Consider the following 21,766-nt stretch of genomic DNA (forward strand, 5'->3'; position numbering starts at 1 on the left):
TGCAGGGCGGGCTACAGCCGGTTGATCGTGTGCCTGACTCCGGCTATGAACAGCAGCGCCTCCTCGGTCGCCTCCATCGCGTCTTCGGCGGGCACTGCGTGGCTGGACTCGGTGGTGACCCAGTGCGGTTGATGGGTGCCCAGGAAGAACTTCACCTCGGTAAGGCCAGGTCCGGCAACGGCTCCGGTGGCCGCCATCCGATGAGGTGGGTACCGCAGCGCTGATATTCGCCGATCTTGATTTCCTTGCGCCGCAAGTACTCTTCGCTGTCCAGGCCCCAGACTTCGACCACCGTGGGCTCGGTGGTGTCGGTGAGGACGAAGTCCGGCAGCGTCAGCGCGGTGTGGTCGTAGCGGACCGGTTTGAGGAACGTGCGTCCGGCCTGCTGCAGCGCGGCCGCCATGACGAGTTCGTGGCTGGAATCGGCGGGGATATAGGTGCTGCCGGTGGTGAGCATGATCGCGGCATCCGCTACGACCGCATGCCCTTTCGGGGTGCGCTCGAGCAGGAACAAGCCGATACGGCGGCCACTGTGTTCGGTCGCGGCGCGGGCGAACGCGGCAGGGTAGGAGCGCAGGATGCGCTGATGTAATTGCTCGGAGAGGAACAGTTTCTTGGCCAGATGCCTGATCTTGTAGGACATTCCGTACTTCGTCGGGTGGGCTTCGACCAGTTCCCCGAGTAGCAGTCCGCGCCGGATCTGGTCCCGGGGGCTGCGTAGCCGGTCGAGCCACGCCTCGAACGCGGCGATGTTGGCGGGACCGATATCGGGGCGGTAGGGCGGGACTGGGTAGAGCACCTCGGTCAGGGCGCGGCGGCTGAGGGTGCAGTCCTGGGCGCAGTGGGAGATGTCGTGGACCACGCTGGCCCAGTTCCGGTGGATTCCGGGGCGCCAGGTGTTGAGTTGGGCGTTCTCCCACAGGAAATGCAGGACGCCGAGCAGCCCGACGGTGCGGCGGCCGCTGCCGGCGGCGGCCGCGCGCAGATCCTCGGCTGCGCCCTCGGCGGCCGCGGTGGCGGTGGTACTCAGTAGCGGGGTGCAGAAGCGGATGGTGGTGCCCTCGACACCTTCGACGATGGCATTGTCGGCGTACGCGGAGCGGCCGCTGAGGGTGGGGTCGGGTTGGTGGAACGGGCACGCGTCCTGGTGTTCGGCGCCGTCGCCGGGCCAGCGGGCCAGGAAGTGGCGGGTATTGAGACACCGGATCACCAGGCGGCGGGGCTCGTCCGTGCGGCACAGGCAACGACCGTGTCCGTCAACGGCTTTGGCTTCGGTGAACAGGCGCGTGTACCGGTGCGGGTGCGCCCGCAGTTCCTCGAGCCGCACCCGCTGTCCGGCCAGCTCCACGACATCCCCGCGCCCCATCGGATCTATTCCTCCGTCGTCGGGGCGGATCTAGGGGGTGCGGAAATGACCGTGATCAGCGTCGTTGTATTGGTTGTGAAGAACCCGGGCGGGACCGGTTCGACCGGCAGGCACGGTATGTCGCGATGTTTTGTCGGGCTGCAGGCGTGCATGGGCCCGTATTCGCCGTCGGTGAGTGCGCGCATGGTGGCGTCGTAGTCGTAGACGTACCAGCCGTGCAGGGCGTGATCGTCGCCGGAGCGCACGGCTTTCTCCCAGGCGTGCCACAGCTCGTTGAGCCGGACCACGATCGGTGGGTGTTCGAACCATTTCGCGCACCAGGTGCGGCCGCGGCCGCCGTCGGAGAGTTTCAATGCTGTTGCCGGAGCGAGCCATTCGGTGACCCAGACCCCGACGTCCGGATACTTGTAGTCCTCGCTTTCCTCCTGGGGCGGGGGTGGGCCGTCGCCGCCGGTGAATGCGTCGTCCATGCCGAGGTCGAGGGTCATAGCAGCTCCTTCGTCGTCGCGGGCGGGCTGTAGTGGCGCAGGGAATCGCTGATCGCGTCGGCATATCGGCCGTCCCACCACAGCGATTTGCGCACCAGCACAGGCGCATTGCCGGTCGTGGACACCACAGCCAGGTCTTTGGGGAGTTCCGAGAGCAGCGACACCGGCAAGGTCGATTCACGCGACCAGGACTGACTGCGCGAGGCACCGCCGCGCCCGACGCTGTCGGCCCAGCGGGCCACATCGTGATCGCCGATCTTCTCCGACCAGCCCTGCAGATATTTCAGGTCGTCCACCCCGCCGGCGTAGACGTGGCAGTTCGACGCCGAGATCAACTGGTCGAGCTGGTTGGGGCTCCACACGTCACTGGCTTGGGCCGGTGATTGCAGGAAGGTGAGCAGGACGATGCCCTGGGAGCCCAAATGGCTGTAGAGAGCGGGCAATTGGGTCAGTTTGCATACGTTCGCGGCCTCATCGAGGACACCGACCATCGGGGTGGGCAGGCGCCCGCCGGGTGAGCGGGCCGCGATCTTGAGAGCGTGATCGAGGATGGACCCGACCAGGGCGGTGACGAGGGCGGTCGCCGAGTCCGGGCCTTCCAGGCTCAGCAGGTACAGGCTGTCGCGGGAGGTCACGAACGCGCCCGGATCGAACTGGGGCAGGTTATGGGTGGGATTCCAGATCCCCAATGGGCTCAAGTCGCCCTCGAAGAAGGTGCGCTGCGGGGGCAGCACCGTGGCCGCGTACTGCTCGTCGTTCAGCACCGCCAACAACCGCCTGGCCATGTCGAACAGGCCGTCGCGCTGGCGGGAATTCAGCGATTGCACGGTGCGTAGTTTCTCGGCGGCGATGGCGCGGCCGGCGCCATCGAGCATCTGGGCCGGGAGCAGGGAATCTTCGGCGGCGAGCCAGCTGTAGGCGTGCATGATGTCCCCACCGGCCACTGCGGCGGCCAGCAGGTGCAGGGCGGCCAATTCCAAAGCACCGCCTTCGAAGTAGTTGCCGTTGCGCGCATCCGGGACGTTGGTGTCGGCCTCGAAATAGGACATCAGCCTGCGGGCGGCGGGGAGGCGGTCGATCCCGGCCAGGATGTTCCACCACCAGTCCTGTTGTGGTTCGCCGGTGCGGCCCTGCAGGTCCGACACCCATGCCGTGCCGACGCGTTCGCGTACCCCGCGGGTGTGATCGTGCAAATCGCGTTTGTTGCTGGTGGTCACCAAAGGTCCGGGGGCCGCGCATGCGGCGCTGATGGCCATACCAGCGGTTTTGTAGGTGCGCGGGCCGCCGAAGATGATCAGCTCGTCTTCCCAGGAGGCGTAGAGCGGGATATCGCCGATCACGGTGCGCCCGAGCTCGATTCCGGTATCGGAGGCGCGCACCACCTGAAGATCAGGGCGCAGCCGACGCGCCTTCTCGGTCGCGCTGTGCCCGCTGACCTCCGACAGGCGGCGCGGCGGGGTCATGACCTGGGCTCGGCGGGTGACTTCATGCCGGCGGACCCGGCCCAGCACCGTGCGGGCGGCGAGGGCCAGGAGCGCTGTTTCGGCGAGGGCGACGAACACCACGGCCACGCCCGGCCAACTGCTGGGCCGGGTGAACGCCTCCCACGTCGGGTCACCGAATCCGGTGAGCCCCAGGGCCATCCGCCAACTGCCGTAACCCACGCCGAGGAGGGCTGCGGCAGCGGCGAAGGCGATGATGACCGCCACGTCGCCCGTGACCCGCCCACTTGCGGCGGCGCGGCGGGTGGTCACGGCGCGACGCCCGCCGACGGGGCCTCCGTCGCCGCAGCCGCCTGCTGGGTGGCTTGCTGCTGCTGGGCCGTGGGTTCGGCCGCGGGTTGTTGTGCCGCGCTGGCCTTCGCGTCCGGAGTGGGCTGGGTGTCATTGATCAGGTTCGCCGCGGTCTTCTTCGCCGAGCCACCGGCCGCATTGCCGGTCCCGGCAGCCTTGCCCGCCGCAGGTCTCTTCGTTGCCGTGGCCTTTTTCGCTGGAGCAGCCTTTTTCGCTGCGGCCGGATCGGTGCCTGCTGCGGGTGCCTTCGGCGCTGCAGCCTCCTTCGCCGGCGCGGCGGTCGCTGCGGTCGGTGTGGCAGCCTGCTGGGGTGTCGGGTTCTGCTGTTCGATGACCGCGCGGGCGGCGTTGAGCTCTTTGAGGGTGTATTCGGTGACCAGCTGTGCGACGCGCTCAGGATCGAGAGTCGGCTGGGCGGCAACGTGCGCGCCCTGCTCGATCTCAGCGGCTTTGACGCGCACCCGATCCGGGTCCACACCGGCCGCGCGCATCCGCTGATCGGCCTCGCTCGCCGCAGCTCTCCAGCCTTGTTCCACCTTGACGGCGTATTCATGGGTCGCCGTCTTGGCAGCCCAGTCTGCCACCATGGCCTCGACCGGATGCGGCTGTGCGGGAGCCGGATTCTGCTGCTGCGCTTGGACCGGCTGCTGTTGTGCTTGGACTGTGCGGGGACGCTCGCGGGTGGCGTTATGGATGGCGGAGCGGATCCGACCGAACAACCCCCGCCGGGGCTGAGGCGGGGTTTGCTCCTGCTGCTGTGCTTGGACTGCCGGGGGACGCTCGCGGGTGGCGTTGTGGATGGCGGAGCGGATCCGACCAAACAATCCTCGCCGGGGCTGAGGCGGGGTTTGCTCCTGCTGCTGTGCCGGTGGGCGCTCTGCGGCTTCGCGTTCGCGTTCGACCGCCCATTGCTTGACCGCTTGGCGGGCGGAGATCAGCGCGAGCGCGGAGGCCTGCACCAGCTGGGCGGACTCGACAACGATCTGTTCTTCTTCGTGTACTGGCATGACATGCCCTTTCTCTATCGGGGTCAAAGGAGTGGCTGTGGTGCTCGAATCGGGTTGTTGCACCTGCGCTTTCACTGCTGGGGTTGCCGCCGCCGTTGTGTCCGGTGGCAGAGACTGCGCGGATGCGGTCTCTACCGGCGGCGGGTGGGGCTGGTTCGGGGTAGTCGCGGCGACGATCAGGGACGCCGCTGTCTCGGGCGGGCTGTGGGCTTGGGTCTGGATCTGCGCGGTGGGTACCGCCGCGCCTTGCGGTGGTGTGGGGCTGTCCCATCCCGGCCCGGGATCGCCTTCGACGGTCAGTGATGCGCGGGAGTACCCGCGCCGTTCGGCGGCCTGTATCTGCCGCTCCCGGTTGCCTTCTCGCAAGGCCGCCAGTTGTGCGGGAGTGGCTGACCGCTTGGGTACCGAGGCCGCGATATCGAACAGGTAGGCCACGATCTCGCGGCCGTGCCGCCGGAATTTCAACAACCCTGCGACCTCTTGGCTGCCAGGTGAGCGCCCCTGTGCCCGCAATTGGCGGCGAGTTTTCAACCCGGGTGGCGCACCGAGGCGGGCGTAGGTCGGCAGCGCCGAATCATCGCGGCGATCGGTGACCACCACGACGCCTTCGATAGTCCTGCCAGCGGCGCCACGCGCGCCGCACAGGAACCGGGTAGCGGATAGGTCGAACAGCCATCGGGTTCTCCTTCACAGGTTTGGTTAGTGCGAATCGGTGACGGTGAAGCCCTCCAGGCGCCACCCGTCCGGGCTGTCGGTGGTGCGGGCATCGATGTCCATCACCCGCCAGCGGTTACTGGACCCGTCGCGATGCAGAACCATTTGTGTGAGAGCGACTTTGACCACGCAGCGCCCGATATCCGGGGCACTGATCGCGGTGGTCGTCGCGGTCGCGGTGACCACATCGGCGCCCTGACGCCACTGCGCCCACTCGGTCAGGGGCTTGATCCCGGTCGCCGGGGGCATCTCAGCGGAGGCGGCCAGTTGCCCGCTGAGCCAGGGTTTCGCGCGGGCGAGCCCGGCTCCGGCGGACCCATCACGACTGGGCTGCCAGGAGAACATGGTCATGAGGGCTTGCTGCGCCGCGACCGCGGGCCCAGCACCATGCGGGGTCGGATCGGTGAGGTTGTAGTCACCGTCCCCACCCGGCGTACTTGCGTGCTGGGCGGGGTGGTGGCGTGTGGTCGTGATCAGCGCCCCGCCCAGCAGCACGAGCACTGCCAGGGCGAAGACCAGGACAAGGGTGCGTTTCATGGCAGGCTCCTTCAGCTCAGCGCACGCCGGTATTGGGGTTCCATGGCCAGGATGTTGTCGACATACGGGCGGGTCTGGGTGACGTAATCGCTACTGCCGGTAGGGAATCCACCCGAACTCAGAACCGCACCCTCACCGGCGTTGTAGCCGGCGACATACAGTTCGCGCCGGTCACCGGACCAATGCACTTGCCCGGAGGAAATCCAGCCGTCCACCGCTTCCGCGATATGGCACATGAACCGGCCCTGGGCCATGATCGCGTCACTGGGTTTGTGAATATCGCCGGTGCCGACCGGCCCGATCGGGGTGCCTTGATCGTCGACCGGGGCACCCCAGCTCGTCCAGGTGTACGGCTCGAATTGCGAGGGCCCTTGCGCGCCGGTCTGACTCAACGCGCTGGTGTTCGCGCCCCCTTCGGGGCTGAATCCGCCTTCCTGGCGGCCTTGCGCGGCCAGGAGACTGGAGGAGATTTGCGGGCACAGCGCCCCCGCGCGCCGGTACCACGGCTCGAATTCCGGTGGCACCAGACCGGGTTGGAGATTGTCGACCCCGCCACCGCTGTCCGCAGGTGCGCAGCCAGCACTGTTACCTGTGGTCGTCGGCGCGGGTGCCGGAGCCGGTGTAGTCGGGGATATCCCGGTCCCGGTCCCGGCTGCGGCAGCGGGATCAACGGTCACACCCGGCGCGGGAGTGGCACCCGGTGTGGGGGCCGGTCCTGCGCCCGGTTGCGCGGCGCCTTCGAGCCAAGGAACGGAATCGATCGGGGTGCCGCCGCCGTTGCGTCCGCCGGCGGTCCAGACCTCGAAATGCAGGTGCGGGCCGGTGGATTCGCCGTTGGTACCCACGCGGGAGATCTGCTGTCCGGCAGCGATTTGGTCGCCGACGTGGACGAGGAGGTCTTTCTCATACATGTGCCCGTAGACGGTGGACCAGATCTCGCCGTTGATGTTGTGGTCCAGGACGATCCAGTCACCGAACCCGGACGCGGGCCCGGAGTCGTGCACGACACCGTCCATCGCGGCGTAGATCGGGGTGCCTTCGGGTGCGGCGTAGTCCGTGCCTTTATGCGCGCCGCCGCGGGCACCGAACCCGTCGGTGATCGTGAACACCCCTTGCGCGACCGGATACACCTTCGATCCCGCCGGCAACGGCGCCCCCGGGCTCGCAGGCGCGGGAACAGCTGTGCCGCACGTGGAGTCGTCGTCCAGGAGGAAAACGACCAGCATCAGCGCTGCGGTGATCCACAGCGCGGCGAGGGCTGCGAAGATCTTCATGACTGGGGCCGGTCCCCGGAGGAGTCGTGCAGTGCGTCGGACAGGTCCTGGTTGAGCTGCTGGGAGGAGGCCAGCTCCCGGCGCAACCGGGCGACGGCCGCTTCCAGGCGTGGGACGCTGCGCCCGGTGGGTGGCCCGTCATCTGCGGACACCCAGAGCAGGATCGTGTTGAAGTGGCGGCCGATGTCTGCGGCAACGACTTTCGCGGCCGCGGTGCGCGACATGCCGGCGGGGGAAAGCTGCCGGACACGGTCGACCGCGGCGCGGCGGACGCGTTCATCGACCGGCCCGTACCGGCGCTGTGGTGCACTCATGACGCCACCTGTAGGTTCCGGAGATAGTTGTCGGTACTGGCCTTCATTTCGTGCGTGAGCCATGGGGCTTTCCCACCGATTTGTCGCCGGATTCTTCTCATCGATTTGTCGCTCTCTTTGAGTCGGACCAGCTCGTAGCTGCACTGAGGCTGTTCGGATTCGAGATGGCAATAGATGCGGGCCGGAGAGCGAGAGTTGTTGCACGGATTGGCAACTCGGCAACCGGCACCCAATGGTCGGGCGCTGACACGCCGGACCGAATTCCCGTCGAACTGTCGGAACCGACATATCACCGACAAATGGATGGGACTACCGACAAGAATCATGGGAACCTACACCACCTTTTCCTCAGCTTCGGCGGCGCCGAAGGTGCTGAAACGCTGACTGGTCTCGTGGATCCCGGACTCGATCTCCACCTGCGTGAGCTCCATGAGGAACGGGATGCCGGGACGGCGGTCCTCACTGACTTTGAGCAGGAATTTGCCGACACCCGAGGCCAGAGGTGCGGCCGCGCCGGGGCGCACGGGTTCACCGGTGAGCGCTTGTGGGGCAGACCAACTCGTCACCATGGCGGTTTCGGCGGCGGTGAGTTTCACGACGCCGTCGAGGGCAGCGAGCTCATCGGCGGGCAGGGCACCCAAAATTTTCGCGCGGGCACGCTCGAGGAATCCGACCGCCCTGTCGGCGGCCGCGCCGAGGGCTTGCAGGTCGCGGATGGAGTGGCTGATCATGATCAGCGAGGTGGCCAGGGAGCGTTGCAGGCGGGTGAGCTCGTCCACGCGGGTGATCATGAAATCGCCCAAACCCAGGACCTGCCACAGCTCGTCCATGACGACCTGGAAATAGCGTTGCGGTTCCAATCCGACCTCGGCCAGGAGGTTCAGGGCTTCGATCGAGGCGAACCCGGCACTCCAGCAGGTAAGCATCGCAGCGGCCTTGAGCCGTTTATCGCCCTTGGGGATATGGGAAACATCGATGCAGACACCGACCGAGTCCATATCGATCGGGGTGGTGGTGTGCCCGTTGAACACCGACCCGAACGGACCTTCCGTCAGGGCGCGCAGCGACCGGCGCAGTGGGATGATCGCGTCCTGATAGTGCTCGTCGGTGCGCGCGGCCGCGTCCAGCCACAGATCCGGGCTGCCGGTCGCGATGACCGCCGCCAGGTCTTCCAACAGCGGCGGGGCGGCAGCGGTGAAGCCTTGCCCGCCTTCGGTTTCGGGAGTGAGCAGCAGTTTCAGGCCGGTGGAGATCAACGTGTCTTCGAAGTCGTGCAGCTTCTCCCCGCGTACGAGTTCGACCAGACCACCGATCAGATTCGTTTGCCGGGCCCGCAATTCCGCACGCAAATTCTGCGCTTCCAGGGCGAACCCGCCCTCCTCCAAGCGGTCGATCGCGACGCCCATCACCCCGGCGTCGAGCGGATTGATAGTGCCGTGCCCGTAGCCCAGGTCGATGACCTGGCCGCCACACATCGCGATCGTTTCCCGATAGTCAGGTTTGACGTCCGCCAAAACCAGGGGCGTGACGCCTTGGGCGATACCGCCCAGGACGATGCGCCGCACCAGGGAGGATTTGCCGAATCCGTTGAGGCCCAGCACGAACAGACTCGGGGCAGTGATGAACCCGCCGCGCCGGAACCAGTTGATCGGGTCGAAGCACACCACTTCACCGGTGTCGAGATGCCTGCCCAAAGGGGTGCCGATGACCGGGGCGCCCGCGCCCACGCACCAGGGCCACAAGCCCGCGACCTGCGCGGTCGTGGCCCGGTATTCCGGTGGTGCGGCGACCGAGCGCGAGATGCCGCCGCCGGGGCCGGGCACGCCGGTGGCGGTGACGCGCACTGCGGCCCTTTTCTTTCCGCCCTTCTTCACTGCGGTGTTCGGGTCTGCGGCACGCCGGCCGGCGGCCAGGCGCCGGTTGTCGTCGGTGCGCAGCTGCACCCGCGCCCACCCCGCCGAGACCAGATTCCCGTTCGCAGCCCGGGTTTCGCAGGTGAGACGCTGCGCGTCGGTCAGCACCCGGGTACCGAAACCACCCGTCGACGTCTTCGGCATCGAATCGGACTGGACTGTCGCCTTTTTCGCGGTGTGTGCGGTGTCCCGGGGAGAAATCTTGCCGGAGGTCTTCGTTCTGGTCGGGGTGGGTTTCTTCGCCGGTGTCCGTGCGGTGCTCCGGCGTAGGCGCCCGGTCATTCCTTCACGACCTTGGGTAGGGACGCCATTTCCGGTAGCAGCACCCCGGCCCCGAGGCAGGCGGCGAACGCGGCGGCCTGGTACCGGTAGCAGCGGCGGATCTTCAACCTCGCCTGTGAGGACAGATCCTTGGTGATCGCTTCCAGCGCAGGATCATCCGCGCCGGCGGGTTCGGTCACGGTGATCAGCGCCGCGAACCGGGTCACCCCGTGTCCTTCGGCCTGCTCGCGGCGGGCCTGTTCGGTGGACTGGCGGCGCATGGTCGCGGTCGCGGACCCGACACCACGCTGGGTTTGCTCAGCGACCAGGGCGTCTTTGTAGTCCCCGTCGACGATTTCGGCGGCATCTCCGGAGGAATGCGGACGGTAGATGATCGCGACCCTCTTGCGGGTGAGCTGATCGTTGGGGGCCAGCAACCGTTGCAGAACCCGTTCACGAACCACACCGGCGGGAGGGAGATCCATTTCCCAGGTGATCGAGACGACCCCGTCGTGCACCAGCCGGCCCAGCCGCTCATCGTGATGAACAGGGCCGGCATCGTTCCAGGTCAACCCGTGCGACTGGCCCGCCTCGGCGGCCGCTTCCAGGTCGGCCTCGGCCGCGGGATCCCACGCGCGCCGCAGCAGCGCGGTCACTTCCTCCCCTGTCATCGGCCGCGCCCGCACCCCGGCCTCGGACAGGGCGGCCACGATCAGCGGCAGCCGGCGCCCGATCTCTTCGGCTTGTTCGGCGGGGTCTTTGCGGCGGGCGGGGGTGGTGGCGTGGAAGCTGACCGACAGCCACGCTTCCATGCGCACCGATTCACTCGGAAGTGTTTGCGCCAGTTGGGCCATCATCGTGCGCGCCGGAGCGGGAGCGTTGTCGCGGGTGAGCCGGTTGACCTCGGTCGCGAGCCTGTTCCCGGTCTCGGGCACCGAATCGATGACCGCGTAAATCGCGTCCACATCCGGCTTTTCGCCCAGGGTCGCCAGGACTTGGCTCCAGGACGCCACCCATTGGTCGATGGTGTCCTGATCGACCGCACGTGCCCCTTGCGGCCAGCAGCGGATCAAGACGGTGTAGAGGTTGTGGGCGGGCATGTGGGTCATGCCGAACCGGTACCCGGCGGAGTCGATGCCCTCATACAGTTTCGAGGAGGCCATCAGGCCGGGGAGTTTGCACGTGCCCAGACGGCTGAAAACCCCGGAGAGGTAAATGTTTTCGCGCCGCAGCCAGGTGCGGAACCATCCGATCATCAGTAGTCCCCGTTCGTATCCGGTGCGACCACCACGACTTATTGCCATGGGGGCCAACACGATGATTTCGACCAGAAGCACCACTGCGGCGGGCATCAAACCGACCAACATCACCACCAGCAGCGCGATCACGACCGCCGCGAACGCGGCCACGCTCACGGCCCACCCCATGCCCCACATGCCCTCCGACCGAGGGCGGGTCCATTGCCCGTAGGTGCGTTCGACCTGCTCGCTGCTCATCGCGGCACCGCCGCACTACCAGCACCGCTGGGGCGAGCCACCGGGCTAGCGGCAGAGCCGACGATCGCTTCCATGGACCGGTGTGCGGATCGGACCGCTTTGACCGCACCGGCGGCGATCGCACCGGCTGGGCCGGCCGCCGCCGCACCCCCACCAGCGGCCGCCGACCCCCCGACCTTGGCCGCCCCCGATGTTCCCGCCGCACCCTTCACACCGGAGGAACCACCCGACCCGCTGCTGCCACCACCTCCGCCCCCACTGGGTTTCGGCGCACCGGTCGGGCGCGTACCACCACCACCGCCACCACCGCCGCCGCCTCCGGGGGGTCCGCCTCGTGACGGTCCGCCGGCATTGCCGGACGAGGAGGACGCGGCCCCGGTCGGGTTCGCACCGCTCATCGCCCAGCCCGCAGCGGAACCGACAGCACCGGCACCGATAGCAGCACCGGAGATGCCAGTACCCATCGACGTCAGGGGCGAGACCAGGCGCATCACCGCGGGCAGTACCAGAGCGGCGCTGCACAGCAACACGACCCCGACCAGCGCCCGTTGCGCGTCATCAGAGCTGGGCACCTGCCCGGCCCCGAGATCGGCATTGACCTTCGTGCCACCGGTACCAGCGGTTTTGAACGCGATCATGTACACCAACGCCGCGATCGGCTTGTACAACACGAAAGCCAGCGACCAGGCCGTGAGCTTCTCGTAAAACCCTTTGCCGGTATGGGTTCCGCTGCTGGCGGCCGCCAGGGGGAGGATGCCGACCACGAGCACGAGCAGCGCTTCGCGCACGACCGCGAAAACAGCTTGAGCGAGAGCACCGATCATGCCGACGATCACGATCACGAACACCAGACCCGGGCTCAACCCCATCAGTGTCTGGGTTTGCAAGATCGCTTCCGCCGCGCCTTTCGCGTCATTATGGGTGGCGGCGTTGATCACCCAGTCGGAGAACGCATCCCCGGCCTGGGTGCCCAACACCAGCACCGTGGAGAAGATCGCGGACGCGAACACACTGCGCGCCAGCACCCGGAACGTTTCGGTCGCCTCGGCAGCAGCACCGGAGCGGTGGGCCATGGCCAAGCGGATCGCGCACATGATCATCGACCCGGCCAAGCACAGAATCTGCAGTTGGAAGGTGTAGGCGCGGATCTCGCCGAACAGATCCGACTGTGACACCACGTCCGAGGTGGGAATCTTCGTCCACCAGGTCAGCGAAATGACCAGCCCTTGCGCGAGACCACCCAGCAGCATGGACACGACTTTGCCGAACGAACTGTCCCACGCTTTGTCAGCCGCAGCCGTGGCGGCAGCTTCGGGGTGGGTGACGACGTTGCCGATCTTGCAGCCGTCGCCGACCACATCACCGAGGCTGGGCAATCCGGAAATTCCGATTCCGTCCAAGCCCTGTTGTAGCTGATCACATGCGGTGTTGAATCCGAATGTGCCTGCGCCGCCGCTGGGGTCGGGATCGGCGGACGCGCTGGCGGCCGGTCCCAGGACCGCGAGCACGGCGACCAGCGCCGCGATCACGATGTGCCGCCCGCGGCGGCAGGTTAGGTTCACCATGTCGTCCACCCCTCCAACGAATTGACGTAGGACGCGGGCAGTTGACGATCGGCAGCCAATCGCAGCCGCCAGGTTTGACCGTCCCAGGTCATCACGATCTGCGACGCCCGCCACCGTTGCCCGCCGCCTGTGGTGGCCGGTTCAGCCTTAGTCGCTAGCCGCAATACGCACAGATCCCCGGCGGCAGACCAGGATTCGACTTGGTACGCGTCCGGCGCGACCAGCCAGCGAGTGGTCCCTGCCGGGGCCAGTTCTGGAACCTTGCCTGCGGCCTTGAGCCGGTCGAACGCTATGTGATCGGCGTCGGTCATGACCTCCATTCGCTCACGCAACGTCCAGTCGCCGGGCCGCGCGTACGCCTCCCAGGTGATGAACACTGCGGCGAGGGCCGCACCTTGCGGGGTGTGGGAGTAGCCGCTCGGGATGCCGTCGTTGATCGCGGTCGGCCCGTCGGAGGTCGAGAACGGCACCGAGACTCCGAATACGCGTTGCCAACCACCCTGCTCAGGCAAGGTCGGGGCAGCGGTAAGCCACAACGGATCTCCCGCCTGCCGCGGCCCGGAGGTCTGCACCAGGGTTTGCCCGTTCCTGTTGTTCGGGATATCGACACGCCGCCCGAACGCATCCACATCGGGCGCCGCGAACCCGGTCTGTTCCTGCCCCACCGGCGCAGCAGACCCGGGCACCGAAGTCGCCGAGGCACTCTCGTGTGCGTCGCTGTGGCGGGTTACCGCGACCAGGACCGCGCCGATCACCACGAGAGCGATCGCGACGAGGGCCAGGATCAGCGTCATCGAACTACGCCGCGACCCCTCCGGGGTGGGCTCAGGCTGCTGGTCGCTCATCGGGTGGCCTCGAATCGGACGGTGCCGCTCGGCAACGCCGGAATGGACTCCATCACCGGGTTTTTCGCGCCCGGATCCGGAAGGACCAGTCGCCAGTCACCGCCGGTCCAGGTCATGAGGTGGTGGTAGGCGGCCAGCGACTTGTCGGGAAACCGTGTGTAGAGAGCGATTTCGGCGCGCCCTGGGGTGTAGGTGGTGAAGTGGTATCCGGCAACGGCCGGGGCGATCCTCGGATCGGCGGGCCCGGTGATCGAGAACTGTGCCCGTGCGAGGACGAACGCGTCTTTGCCGGGCCCGGTCACCAACGATTGCGCCGCGACCTGCGACCACAACGAATCCGGAGACAGACTGGTACGCAACGAATCCTGGATCGCGGCCAGCACCGCACCTTGCGGGGTGTGCGAATACCCGGCCGCCGCACCGGAGATCGTGGCCGGACCATCGACGATGCTGTAGGGCAGTTGCACCCCTTCCCAGGACTTCCACACCACCTGCGCCGGTACACGCCCCGGATCCGGCGGCACGGTGGTCGGCGACGCCGTGTGGTGGGTGGCGCTGCCGCAGCCTGCTACAGCGGTGGTGATCGCCAGGGTGGCGGCTAGGAGGCCGAGTTTCCGCATCACAATCCCCTACTTCTTTGTCGTGTCGGTGCTGTCACCGCGTTTGAAGTACTTCGATGGCGATGGGCATGGAGGCGTTGGCCAGCACCGCCGCGATCAGACTCCTGGCGACCGCGTTATGGGCTTCAGCGAAGGTCTCGACCGTCGAATGCCGCAACGCGAAATATCTGCAGGCCGCCACGATCAGCCAGCACAGACAGACCAGCTCGGCGAACCACAGCCCGTAATCCAGCAGCTGAGTCAGCGGGCCACTCACCGTGGGCGGCAGGTCTTCGATGTCCTTCGCCAGCAACGCGGGCATGACAGCTCAACTGCCTGCGGCATTGATGATTTGAGTCATCAACGCCCCGGACGCGGCGACGACCGCCCCGCCGATCAAGCTCGCAGCGACGATCTTGGGGCTCTCACACACCCCGCCGTTCCATTTCTCCACCGCGAATTTGGCGCCGCCGTAGACGATTCCGAGCAAACCGACCAAATAGGCCAACCACTTGAGGTAGTTACCCAGCAGCAGCAAACCGTTGGATCCGGGAGGGGCTTGAGGGTTCAAATTCTCGACCGCTAGGACAGCCGCGAGGGACAGGTGAGTGATCATGGTTGCGCTCCTGAGGTTTTCGCTTTCGACGTAGGGCCGCCGATGAGGGCGGTGACGGTGGCGAGCAGGGTGTCCCCGAGCTCGCGCACTCCGGCCACAGGGTCACGCCCTTTGGCGGGTGCTTCCTCTCCCGGCTGCCATACCGGCAGATCCCGGATCGAAGTCAACGGCCAAGCCGGTTGCCAGCCCAGCCGCAACAGCGCGCCCTCGGGCACCAAATCGGCGATGACGCCCTTGTAGCGGCGGATCGGTGCCGGCACCCGACCGGGTTGGGCGGCCACGGTGATCAAACCCACCAGGATCGCCCGTCCTGGACCGGCTTGCCCGCAGTGGTATTGGCGCAAAACATCGTGCGCGCGGGTCAGGCCCTCGATGGTTTCGCGGGCGATCACCACCACGAACGGGGACTCATCGCCCAGGACCGCCGGCCACATCCGGGCACAATCAGCGGCCGGGGCGAGTTGGCGGGCCAGGGTACTGACTCCGGCGCCGCCATGCGCACCCAACAACCACAGCAACGGCGCATGGGTTTCGGGGTGGTTGACGGGCTTGTGCCACACCCCGATCCGGCGTCCGGGTTCCGGCGGCAACGCCGCGAACGCGAGGCTGCGGCTGCGCACACTGCTCAGCTGGGCGGCTTCCGCACGCCGGGCAGCGGTGCGGGTGCGGGCCTTGCCGCGGGGCACCGGCAGCGGGGTCTGCTCCAGGGTGACGGTCATGACCGCACCGGGTTGCGTGTTCGGTGACCGATCTCGTTGTGCGCTACCACCATCGGTCCCACCTCCTAGGCATGTGCGTTTGGGCATCGGATGCTCAATTGCTCTCGCCGGTGGTGGCCCCACCAGCACTGGAATCGGACGGTCCGGGAGTCGGAGCGGCCGTCACGCTCGGCACCACCGAGGTAGTCGGGGCGCTGGGATTGCCGGAGGTAGGCGCGGATTTGGTCGCGGCCGGGACAAGACCGGAGACGTCGCTCGCGGCGGCCGCGAACCATTCACCCACCCAGTTGGTGGCCGATTTTCCGTCTCCGGAGATCGAATCGTGCTGGTAGGAGCCATGCCGGAGAAGAACATCGGAGTATTTGGTCCACGTGCCGACATCCAGGAGGTCGGTGTTGTCTTTGACGTCGTTGACCACCTCGGTGAAGGTCGACTGGATCAGCCGGGACGCGGTCGCCGGGGGAATCAGCTCCGGCACCGCCGAGAGCAGCTTGGTGCCAAGAACGGCCAGGCCCGCAACAGGATTGGCCAGGCCCGCGGTCGCGATCTCGGCGATACTCGCCGGATTCAGCACCGTCTTGACCACCGTGGAAATCGCGTTGATCGCGATGGTCCCGACCTTCAGGACAGCTTTGAGGACATCCGTCGGATCGACCTCGGTACGCGGATCCGACGCTTCCGCCAGAGACGCAGAGATCGACTTGCCCGGGTTCAGACTCAAACTGGCCAAGGAAGTGCCGGTGATGTTGCTGTTGATCACGTTGGTAGCGGCCTTGATCGCGGTCAAACCCAGGGCTTGGGTGATGCTGGCAAGGGACTTGATCGGGTCGTTGCCGATCTCCACTTGCCCGGCGACATTCGCGACCGTTCGCAGCAGCGCGGCATTGTCGGGGGCATCGCAGCTCAAATCCCCAGGGGAGCAAAAGGACGCGACCCGCCCGGTGAGATCACCGAAGCTCACTGCGATATCGCGTTGCGGACCGATCCCACTGCCCTGAGCGGACATATCGTTCACCGCGGCCACCGCGCCGACCGCACCACCGGAGGTGCCGGGCACCGGTTCCGGAGTGGTCCGGTCGGGTGCGCCGGGGAAAACACTGGCAGAGCGGTTGCGGGTCGGGTCGCCGAACAGCGCCACCCCCGCGATCTTGCTCGCCGGGATCGGTCCGGAACCGGCACCGATCTTCTGCGCCAGCATCGAAACCACATGCGCGCCTTGCGAATACCCGGTCAACGCCAGATAAGTCGACGGGCATGAGGCGGTGACCTGGGAAACCTTGCTGGTTAGCGCAGTAAGCCCATCATTGACCGACGTTTCGTAGTTCGTGGTCGCAGTGGACGGGCCCATGCCACCGAAAGACGCGTCATAAGGGATATAGGCGCGATCAACGGCGACCCCGGCGGTTTGGGCAGCCGCCATGAACGGGGTGAAAACCGTGCTGAGCATGCCGGTATCGGTGGTCGGGGCGGCATCGGGTGAGGATTCACCGGTGCCCTGCACGCCCAGGGCGTATACCGCCGGGCAGCTGCTCGCATCCGGGTCGGCGGCGGCGATCGCGGTAGCGAACCCGGTCAACAGCAGCGCGGCCGCGGCCGCCGTACCGTATCGGAAACCGTTGGTACTCATAGCAGTCCTCCCAGAACGAGCCGGAAACTGGTACGGGTGGCGTCGTCCAGGCGCTCCCAGATCAAGGCCCCGCCGCCGCCCAAGTGCCGGTCGTACGGGACGTCGACCACGTCGCGGACCCACTTGTGCAGGTGAGCGCGCACGTGTTCGACCGCGCCGGCACCGAAATTGCCGGGAATCTGGCGGCAGACCACGATCACCGTGCGTTGGATCAGCCATTCGCCGTGCCGGTCCACCAACACCCCGAGGGTGTGGTTGAGGGAGTTGAGCGAGTCCGCGCGGGCAGCCACCACGATCGCCAAACCGATCCGCGGATCAGCGATCAGCGGGGCGATCAGGGCGGACCCGACGTGTCCGCCGCCGTCGAATACCGGTGTGATGTGGGCGTCTTCGAGATGTCGGTGTACCGAGACGAAGGTGTCCCCACCCGGGAGTGGGTCGGCGGTGCGGGTCATGACGTGCACACCGGTGGAGGTGCGCCCGGAGCACGCGGTGACCGCCGAGGGCAATCCCGGTTGCGGAGTGCACAGCCACGATTGCACGCTCGAGACGGTGGCCTGCGCGTCACAACCGCGCCGCCCGAGGTCTCCGCCCCAAGCAGTGGCATCGACCGCGACCATGTCGGGGATGCCCTGCCCGGTCGCGGCTGCGCTGGCCAGGCCGAGGGCGGTAGTGGTGACACCGACTCCCCCGCCCGAGCCGAGGACCAGTATCGACGGAACATTCACGCGGATCAGTGATTTCGGTCCCGCACCCGCCGGCAGTAGATCGGTCGGTGCACCGACGGGTGCGGTCGTATTGAAGGTCCCGGCGTCATGTTCGCCGAGGATGGGATCGAGAAAGTTGATGCGCAGCATTACGACTGCCCTCCACCGGCGGTGATCGCGGTAATGACGGTGTGCCCGTCCTGCTCGGCGGTGGTGACCGTCTGCTGCCAGCGTGGGGCCGTGCCGTCGGGTCGGTGCTCCTCGATCTGCACGTCGAACCGGTCCGGCGCGAGGGTGGTGACCGATACGCAGTGCTGGGTATGGGCCGGAACCGCCGCGACCGCGGCGCGTGCCTGATCGGGATCGGCGGCGACCGCATCAGCGGACAGGACGGTTCTCGCGGCGTCGGCGTTGCGGGCGACGTACCACTGGTACTGCTGGAACAGGATCAGGTCCGGGCCGGTGACTCCGGGGGTTCCGGGGGCTTTGCCCTTGCCGTTGCCGACAACCAAGGTGGGGCTGTGGGTTTCGGCGCACCACGGGGCCGCCGTCTTCGTCGCGGCCACCGGTTTCGGGGCGGGTGCGGCCGGGGAGTTGCCGTGTGAGGTCAGCAGCACCACTCCCCCGGCCACCAGCGCGAGCGCCAACCCGCCGCCGAGGGCCATGCGGGTGATGTGCCGGTGTGTGGCTTGGGCGTGCGCGCGCCGGTGCATGTCCGCGGCGATCTCGCGCATGGGATCGTCGTTGTCGACGAACTGCTCCAATTGCGCCCGCAGTTCCGGAAAATCAGTACCAGGATCAACGGCATGGTCAGGTAGCCAGGCCCGCCAGCTCTCGGTCGCGGTCATCTCGATCACTCCTTCCCACAAGCTGTTTCGGATTTCGGATTAGGGGGCGGGAGGGGGATCGATCGCGCCCTGAATCGCTGCGAGCGCATCGTTCACCGGGGCGGCCAGAGCGCCGAGCTGGTCCGGAGATACCGGCGGGATCGCCGCCACCGCCGCCGCGAGGGAATCCACCGGAGCCTGCAACGCCGGGACATCAGCAGCGACCTGCTGCACGGACTCGTCCACTTGCTGCGCGACCTGCGAGAGGACCGGAGCGATATCCACCGGCACCGGCACCGGATCCGGAGCCGGTGCGGGATCCGGATCCGCCACGGGGGCAGGGGCATCGACCGGTACCGGTCCGGGAGCATCGACCGGAACGGGTGCGGGGGCGTCGACCAGGGGTGGAATATCGGTAGGCAGGGTGACATTGCGGTCCGCGCCGCCGATCACCGCGCCGGTACCGGCACCGGCCAAGCCACCGGCGAGACCACCCGCGGCCGCGGCGGAGACACCACCACCGACACCACCGACACCACATCCGATCGCCGCACCGATACCCGCACCCGGCAGCGCGAGTGCGCCGGCGGTCGGGATGCCACCGATCAAGGCGCCAGCGACCGCGCCGATCGCCGCACCGACACCACACCCGACTCCGGCACCGACCGGGGCAGCGAGCAAAGCACCAGTGGGAGCACCGATTACGGTGCCACCGAGCGCGGCCGCGGCCATACGATCAGAATCGGTGCCCGGCAAGCCGAGAGTGTCGCCGAACGCCGCGAGATTCCACTCGGCTAAATCCGTGTAAGCCTGCGCCTTGTCATGGGTGCGCTGATCAACCTGCTCCGGCAACGCGACCACCGAAGTCCCGATGCGCAAGGTGTGCGGATCCGCCGTCACCACTGGCGCTACCGGATCGGCGGGAGTATCGGCAACCTGATCGGTCTCGTCGTCACTGGTTTGCGGGGCCACCCACTGCTGACGGGGGGCGGCCGGTTGCGGGGCACTGCGCTGCGGCGCTACCTGCTGCGGTGAGGGCTGCTGCGGTGCGACCTGCTGTTGCGGTTTCGGCCGATTCGGCACCGGCAGAACAGTCACCGGGTCCGGAACCCAATCGGACATACTCGCCGGCGGCGGGGTCTGCACCACCGCGGCCGGAGGCGAAGGCGCGGTACTCATGCCCGGTTGCCCGGTCCCGGGTGAGACCATGCCGGGCTGTCCGGGGGTCGCGGCCGCGACACCGGTCGCTACCGCCAGCAGTGCCGGCCAGGTGCCCAAGGCGATCAAAGTGCGGTGCTTGCGCGAGATGCTCATTGTTGTGTCCCTTCGATGCAACGGGTGACCTGCGCGAAACGCTTGGAGGGGCCCCAATTTCGGGGGCCGACGACACCGCCGAAGATCGGCACGGTCTGCATATCGAGGCGGCCGGGAGCCGGTGGTGTTGGTGTCACAGCACATTGGGCGTGGCGCAGCTGCGCACGGCAATATGCCGTATGCAACTGCGCCCGCGTATCAGTGGCAGCGAGGGCAAAGACCCTGCACACCAACGCAAATGGAGAAGTCACGCGAATGCGTGCGGCTTGTTGTGTGGCGGTCCCGCCCGTGCCGGGCCCCGAGGTTGGCCGGGCCGGACGGGACCGCCAGCACCCCCGTACCCGCGCAATGACGGGCCGGGTGACTGTGAGGTTGCTACGGAAATGGGGTGCGCGAATAGACATCAGGGCCCCCTTTCGGGGTGGTGGCAGGAGGATCCCGACGCGCGCACCGAAACAACCGGTACGGGGGGATCGAAATGAAGGAATGCGAGCCGGAAAGGTTCCGTGAACACCGGAGACCAGCTACACCTTCAGGGCTGCCACTACAGACCCTGGACCACTCAGTTCAAGCAATTTCAGCGTTGCTGATGTGTTGCCATCTGCTGAGCTGACTTGAGAGTAAACCTCACATACCGCCCCACACAACAGGTCGAAAGGTTTGTTTTTCTGTTCCCCACGTCAACACACGAAAAAAGACCGGGACGCACGGTGCGTCCCGGCCTGAAAAACGAGGGCTGTCGAAACTCGCGCGCCGCCAAGACTTTTGACGGCATCCAAGCAGGTGGGGTCAGGCTTTGCTGATGCGTACCACGTGCAGATTCGCCCCGACTTCCCCGGGATAACGCCGGGAGATCAGCGTGACCGGCTGCCACCCGGACTCGTTGTGCGCCCGGATCCGGCACGCGGTGGTGCGTTCCTCATCGGGTCCCAGGTCCTGGAAGCTGGCGCGGATCGTGTCCCAGTCCTCGGGGTGGAAGACCTGGGTGTCCCCGTTTTCTCTTTCCCAGTCGATCCACGTCGGGGTTTTGCCGATCCATTCGGCGATCACCGGCCGGGCGACACTTTCCGTGGAGGCCAGCAGCGCCGCCGCCGGTCCGTCAGCGGGCCGGTCCGCGGTCAAGCCTAGGGCCTCGAGGGGGCTGATCGCCGGAGCCTGAAAATCGGTGATATCCAAATTCAACCCGCGCATCCCGGTGTGCTGCTCGTCTTTTCGGCCGCGCCCGGCCGCCTGCCACTGCATGAGATGTCCGTCATTGTGCAACACGGTGAACAGCTGGTCGTGGATGGCGTGCGGATCCGGGGTGACCCCCATGGTCACCAACTCGTCGATCGAGTCGTACCGCACGACCCGCCGGAACATCTCCGCCGGCGACAAGGTGCCCGGGTGCGGGGCGATATCGCCGGGCAGATTCGACATCGCCCAGGACTGCTCGGTCAGCTGCGCGGCGAGAGTGTCGAGATGAAAACACATCGCCGCCGCCGGCCGATGCTCGGTGGGTTCGTCGTCAAGGCCGCCGAGCCACAGGTGCAGCCCGTACACATCACCGGTCGGACCCAGCACCGGCACGACGCGCACACACCGCTCGCGACCGTCGCGGGCCCGCACCACCCGATCCACAACCGCGCCACTGTCACTGCGGCGCACCTCCTCGAGGAGCTCGTCGAGATCCACCGATTCGTGCCGGTGCAGCGACCGCAGACTGGTCCACTCTCTGGGTGCGCCGTCTTTGTTGATGATGGTCATCGGTTCCGGCGTAGGCGCCAGGGCTTCGATGAAATACC

Annotated in this window: 21 protein-coding genes; all 21 read right to left on the reverse strand. The window is 67.1% G+C overall.

The genetic code is table 11. The annotated features are described in order from the left end of the window. Nucleotides 1-11: 11 nt before the first annotated feature. Nucleotides 12-155 (reverse strand): hypothetical protein, encoded by a 144-nt coding sequence (locus OG326_RS42485; protein ID WP_327146821.1) that lies wholly within the window; start codon nucleotides 153-155, stop codon nucleotides 12-14. After that, nucleotides 152-1,366 carry a DUF1173 family protein gene (locus OG326_RS42490; RefSeq protein ID WP_327146822.1) on the reverse strand — a complete coding sequence of 405 codons (1,215 nt, stop codon included), beginning with the start codon at nucleotides 1,364-1,366 and terminating at the stop codon, nucleotides 152-154. Before OG326_RS42490 ends, OG326_RS42485 begins: the two co-directional genes overlap by 4 nt. Before the next feature lie 5 nt (nucleotides 1,367-1,371). Beyond that, a complete protein-coding gene (locus OG326_RS42495) occupies nucleotides 1,372-1,854 on the reverse strand; it encodes a DUF4913 domain-containing protein (RefSeq protein ID WP_327146823.1) in 483 nt (160 codons plus the stop codon). Beyond that, on the reverse strand, nucleotides 1,851-3,608 hold the full coding sequence (locus OG326_RS42500; RefSeq protein WP_327146824.1) for a type IV secretory system conjugative DNA transfer family protein: 1,758 nt from the start codon (nucleotides 3,606-3,608) through the stop codon (nucleotides 1,851-1,853). The genes OG326_RS42495 and OG326_RS42500 overlap by 4 nt, the downstream gene beginning before the upstream one ends. Then, entirely contained in the window at nucleotides 3,605-5,254 is a 1,650-nt protein-coding gene (locus OG326_RS42505; protein ID WP_327146825.1) for a hypothetical protein, read from the reverse strand. Before OG326_RS42505 ends, OG326_RS42500 begins: the two co-directional genes overlap by 4 nt. Before the next feature lie 99 nt (nucleotides 5,255-5,353). Continuing rightward, a complete protein-coding gene (locus OG326_RS42510; protein ID WP_327146826.1) occupies nucleotides 5,354-5,905 on the reverse strand; it encodes a hypothetical protein in 552 nt (183 codons plus the stop codon). 11 nt (nucleotides 5,906-5,916) lie between these two features. Continuing rightward, entirely contained in the window at nucleotides 5,917-7,179 is a 1,263-nt protein-coding gene (locus OG326_RS42515; RefSeq protein ID WP_327146827.1) for a M23 family metallopeptidase, read from the reverse strand. Further along, entirely contained in the window at nucleotides 7,176-7,493 is a 318-nt protein-coding gene (locus tag OG326_RS42520) for a hypothetical protein (RefSeq protein WP_327146828.1), read from the reverse strand. The genes OG326_RS42515 and OG326_RS42520 overlap by 4 nt, the downstream gene beginning before the upstream one ends. Nucleotides 7,494-7,825: 332 nt before the next feature. After that, nucleotides 7,826-9,550 (reverse strand): hypothetical protein, encoded by a 1,725-nt coding sequence (locus OG326_RS42525; RefSeq protein WP_327146829.1) that lies wholly within the window; start codon nucleotides 9,548-9,550, stop codon nucleotides 7,826-7,828. 134 nt (nucleotides 9,551-9,684) lie between these two features. After that, complete coding sequence (locus OG326_RS42530) at nucleotides 9,685-11,163, reverse strand: SCO6880 family protein (protein ID WP_327146830.1); 1,479 nt, start codon at nucleotides 11,161-11,163, stop codon at nucleotides 9,685-9,687. Further along, nucleotides 11,160-12,728: a hypothetical protein gene (locus OG326_RS42535; protein ID WP_327146831.1), complete on the reverse strand. Its 1,569-nt coding sequence runs from the start codon at nucleotides 12,726-12,728 to the stop codon at nucleotides 11,160-11,162. The genes OG326_RS42530 and OG326_RS42535 overlap by 4 nt, the downstream gene beginning before the upstream one ends. Beyond that, entirely contained in the window at nucleotides 12,722-13,573 is an 852-nt protein-coding gene (locus tag OG326_RS42540) for a hypothetical protein (protein WP_327146832.1), read from the reverse strand. The genes OG326_RS42535 and OG326_RS42540 overlap by 7 nt, the downstream gene beginning before the upstream one ends. Beyond that, the gene (locus OG326_RS42545; RefSeq protein ID WP_327146833.1) at nucleotides 13,570-14,193 is read right to left on the reverse strand and encodes a hypothetical protein; all 624 of its coding nucleotides are present in this window, start codon (nucleotides 14,191-14,193) and stop codon (nucleotides 13,570-13,572) included. Before OG326_RS42545 ends, OG326_RS42540 begins: the two co-directional genes overlap by 4 nt. 34 nt (nucleotides 14,194-14,227) lie before the next feature. Further along, a complete protein-coding gene (locus OG326_RS42550; protein WP_327146834.1) occupies nucleotides 14,228-14,494 on the reverse strand; it encodes a hypothetical protein in 267 nt (88 codons plus the stop codon). A 6-nt stretch (nucleotides 14,495-14,500) separates the two neighbouring features. After that, the gene (locus tag OG326_RS42555; RefSeq protein WP_327146835.1) at nucleotides 14,501-14,788 is read right to left on the reverse strand and encodes a hypothetical protein; all 288 of its coding nucleotides are present in this window, start codon (nucleotides 14,786-14,788) and stop codon (nucleotides 14,501-14,503) included. Then, nucleotides 14,785-15,507, reverse strand: a complete 723-nt coding sequence (locus OG326_RS42560) for a hypothetical protein (RefSeq protein ID WP_327146836.1) — start codon at nucleotides 15,505-15,507, stop codon at nucleotides 14,785-14,787. The genes OG326_RS42555 and OG326_RS42560 overlap by 4 nt, the downstream gene beginning before the upstream one ends. Nucleotides 15,508-15,601: 94 nt before the next feature. After that, nucleotides 15,602-17,134, reverse strand: a complete 1,533-nt coding sequence (locus OG326_RS42565) for a cutinase family protein (protein WP_327146837.1) — start codon at nucleotides 17,132-17,134, stop codon at nucleotides 15,602-15,604. Next, a complete protein-coding gene (locus tag OG326_RS42570; protein ID WP_327146838.1) occupies nucleotides 17,131-17,991 on the reverse strand; it encodes a hypothetical protein in 861 nt (286 codons plus the stop codon). The genes OG326_RS42565 and OG326_RS42570 overlap by 4 nt, the downstream gene beginning before the upstream one ends. Continuing rightward, entirely contained in the window at nucleotides 17,991-18,689 is a 699-nt protein-coding gene (locus OG326_RS42575) for a hypothetical protein (protein WP_327146839.1), read from the reverse strand. The genes OG326_RS42570 and OG326_RS42575 overlap by 1 nt, the downstream gene beginning before the upstream one ends. A 39-nt stretch (nucleotides 18,690-18,728) precedes the next feature. Then, the gene (locus OG326_RS42580) at nucleotides 18,729-19,982 is read right to left on the reverse strand and encodes a hypothetical protein (protein ID WP_327146840.1); all 1,254 of its coding nucleotides are present in this window, start codon (nucleotides 19,980-19,982) and stop codon (nucleotides 18,729-18,731) included. A 789-nt stretch (nucleotides 19,983-20,771) separates the two neighbouring features. Next, entirely contained in the window at nucleotides 20,772-21,728 is a 957-nt protein-coding gene (locus OG326_RS42585) for a GAF domain-containing protein (RefSeq protein ID WP_327146841.1), read from the reverse strand. Nucleotides 21,729-21,766 lie beyond the last annotated feature (38 nt).

The organism is Nocardia sp. NBC_01327 (assembly GCF_035958815.1).
Lineage (GTDB): Bacteria > Actinomycetota > Actinomycetes > Mycobacteriales > Mycobacteriaceae > Nocardia.

Coding starts and splice junctions, on each gene's coding strand:
- OG326_RS42490 (WP_327146822.1), bottom strand. CDS start 1,366: ATGGGGCGCGGGGATGTCGTGGAGCTGGCCGGACAGCGGGTGCGGCTC.
- OG326_RS42495 (WP_327146823.1), bottom strand. CDS start 1,854: ATGACCCTCGACCTCGGCATGGACGACGCATTCACCGGCGGCGACGGC.
- OG326_RS42510 (WP_327146826.1), bottom strand. CDS start 5,905: ATGAAACGCACCCTTGTCCTGGTCTTCGCCCTGGCAGTGCTCGTGCTG.
- OG326_RS42515 (WP_327146827.1), bottom strand. CDS start 7,179: ATGAAGATCTTCGCAGCCCTCGCCGCGCTGTGGATCACCGCAGCGCTG.
- OG326_RS42520 (WP_327146828.1), bottom strand. CDS start 7,493: ATGAGTGCACCACAGCGCCGGTACGGGCCGGTCGATGAACGCGTCCGC.
- OG326_RS42525 (WP_327146829.1), bottom strand. CDS start 9,550: ATGCCGAAGACGTCGACGGGTGGTTTCGGTACCCGGGTGCTGACCGAC.
- OG326_RS42530 (WP_327146830.1), bottom strand. CDS start 11,163: ATGAGCAGCGAGCAGGTCGAACGCACCTACGGGCAATGGACCCGCCCT.
- OG326_RS42535 (WP_327146831.1), bottom strand. CDS start 12,728: ATGGTGAACCTAACCTGCCGCCGCGGGCGGCACATCGTGATCGCGGCG.
- OG326_RS42540 (WP_327146832.1), bottom strand. CDS start 13,573: ATGAGCGACCAGCAGCCTGAGCCCACCCCGGAGGGGTCGCGGCGTAGT.
- OG326_RS42545 (WP_327146833.1), bottom strand. CDS start 14,193: ATGCGGAAACTCGGCCTCCTAGCCGCCACCCTGGCGATCACCACCGCT.
- OG326_RS42550 (WP_327146834.1), bottom strand. CDS start 14,494: ATGCCCGCGTTGCTGGCGAAGGACATCGAAGACCTGCCGCCCACGGTG.
- OG326_RS42555 (WP_327146835.1), bottom strand. CDS start 14,788: ATGATCACTCACCTGTCCCTCGCGGCTGTCCTAGCGGTCGAGAATTTG.
- OG326_RS42560 (WP_327146836.1), bottom strand. CDS start 15,507: ATGACCGTCACCCTGGAGCAGACCCCGCTGCCGGTGCCCCGCGGCAAG.
- OG326_RS42565 (WP_327146837.1), bottom strand. CDS start 17,134: ATGAGTACCAACGGTTTCCGATACGGTACGGCGGCCGCGGCCGCGCTG.
- OG326_RS42570 (WP_327146838.1), bottom strand. CDS start 17,991: ATGCTGCGCATCAACTTTCTCGATCCCATCCTCGGCGAACATGACGCC.
- OG326_RS42575 (WP_327146839.1), bottom strand. CDS start 18,689: ATGACCGCGACCGAGAGCTGGCGGGCCTGGCTACCTGACCATGCCGTT.
- OG326_RS42580 (WP_327146840.1), bottom strand. CDS start 19,982: ATGAGCATCTCGCGCAAGCACCGCACTTTGATCGCCTTGGGCACCTGG.
- OG326_RS42585 (WP_327146841.1), bottom strand. CDS start 21,728: ATGACCATCATCAACAAAGACGGCGCACCCAGAGAGTGGACCAGTCTG.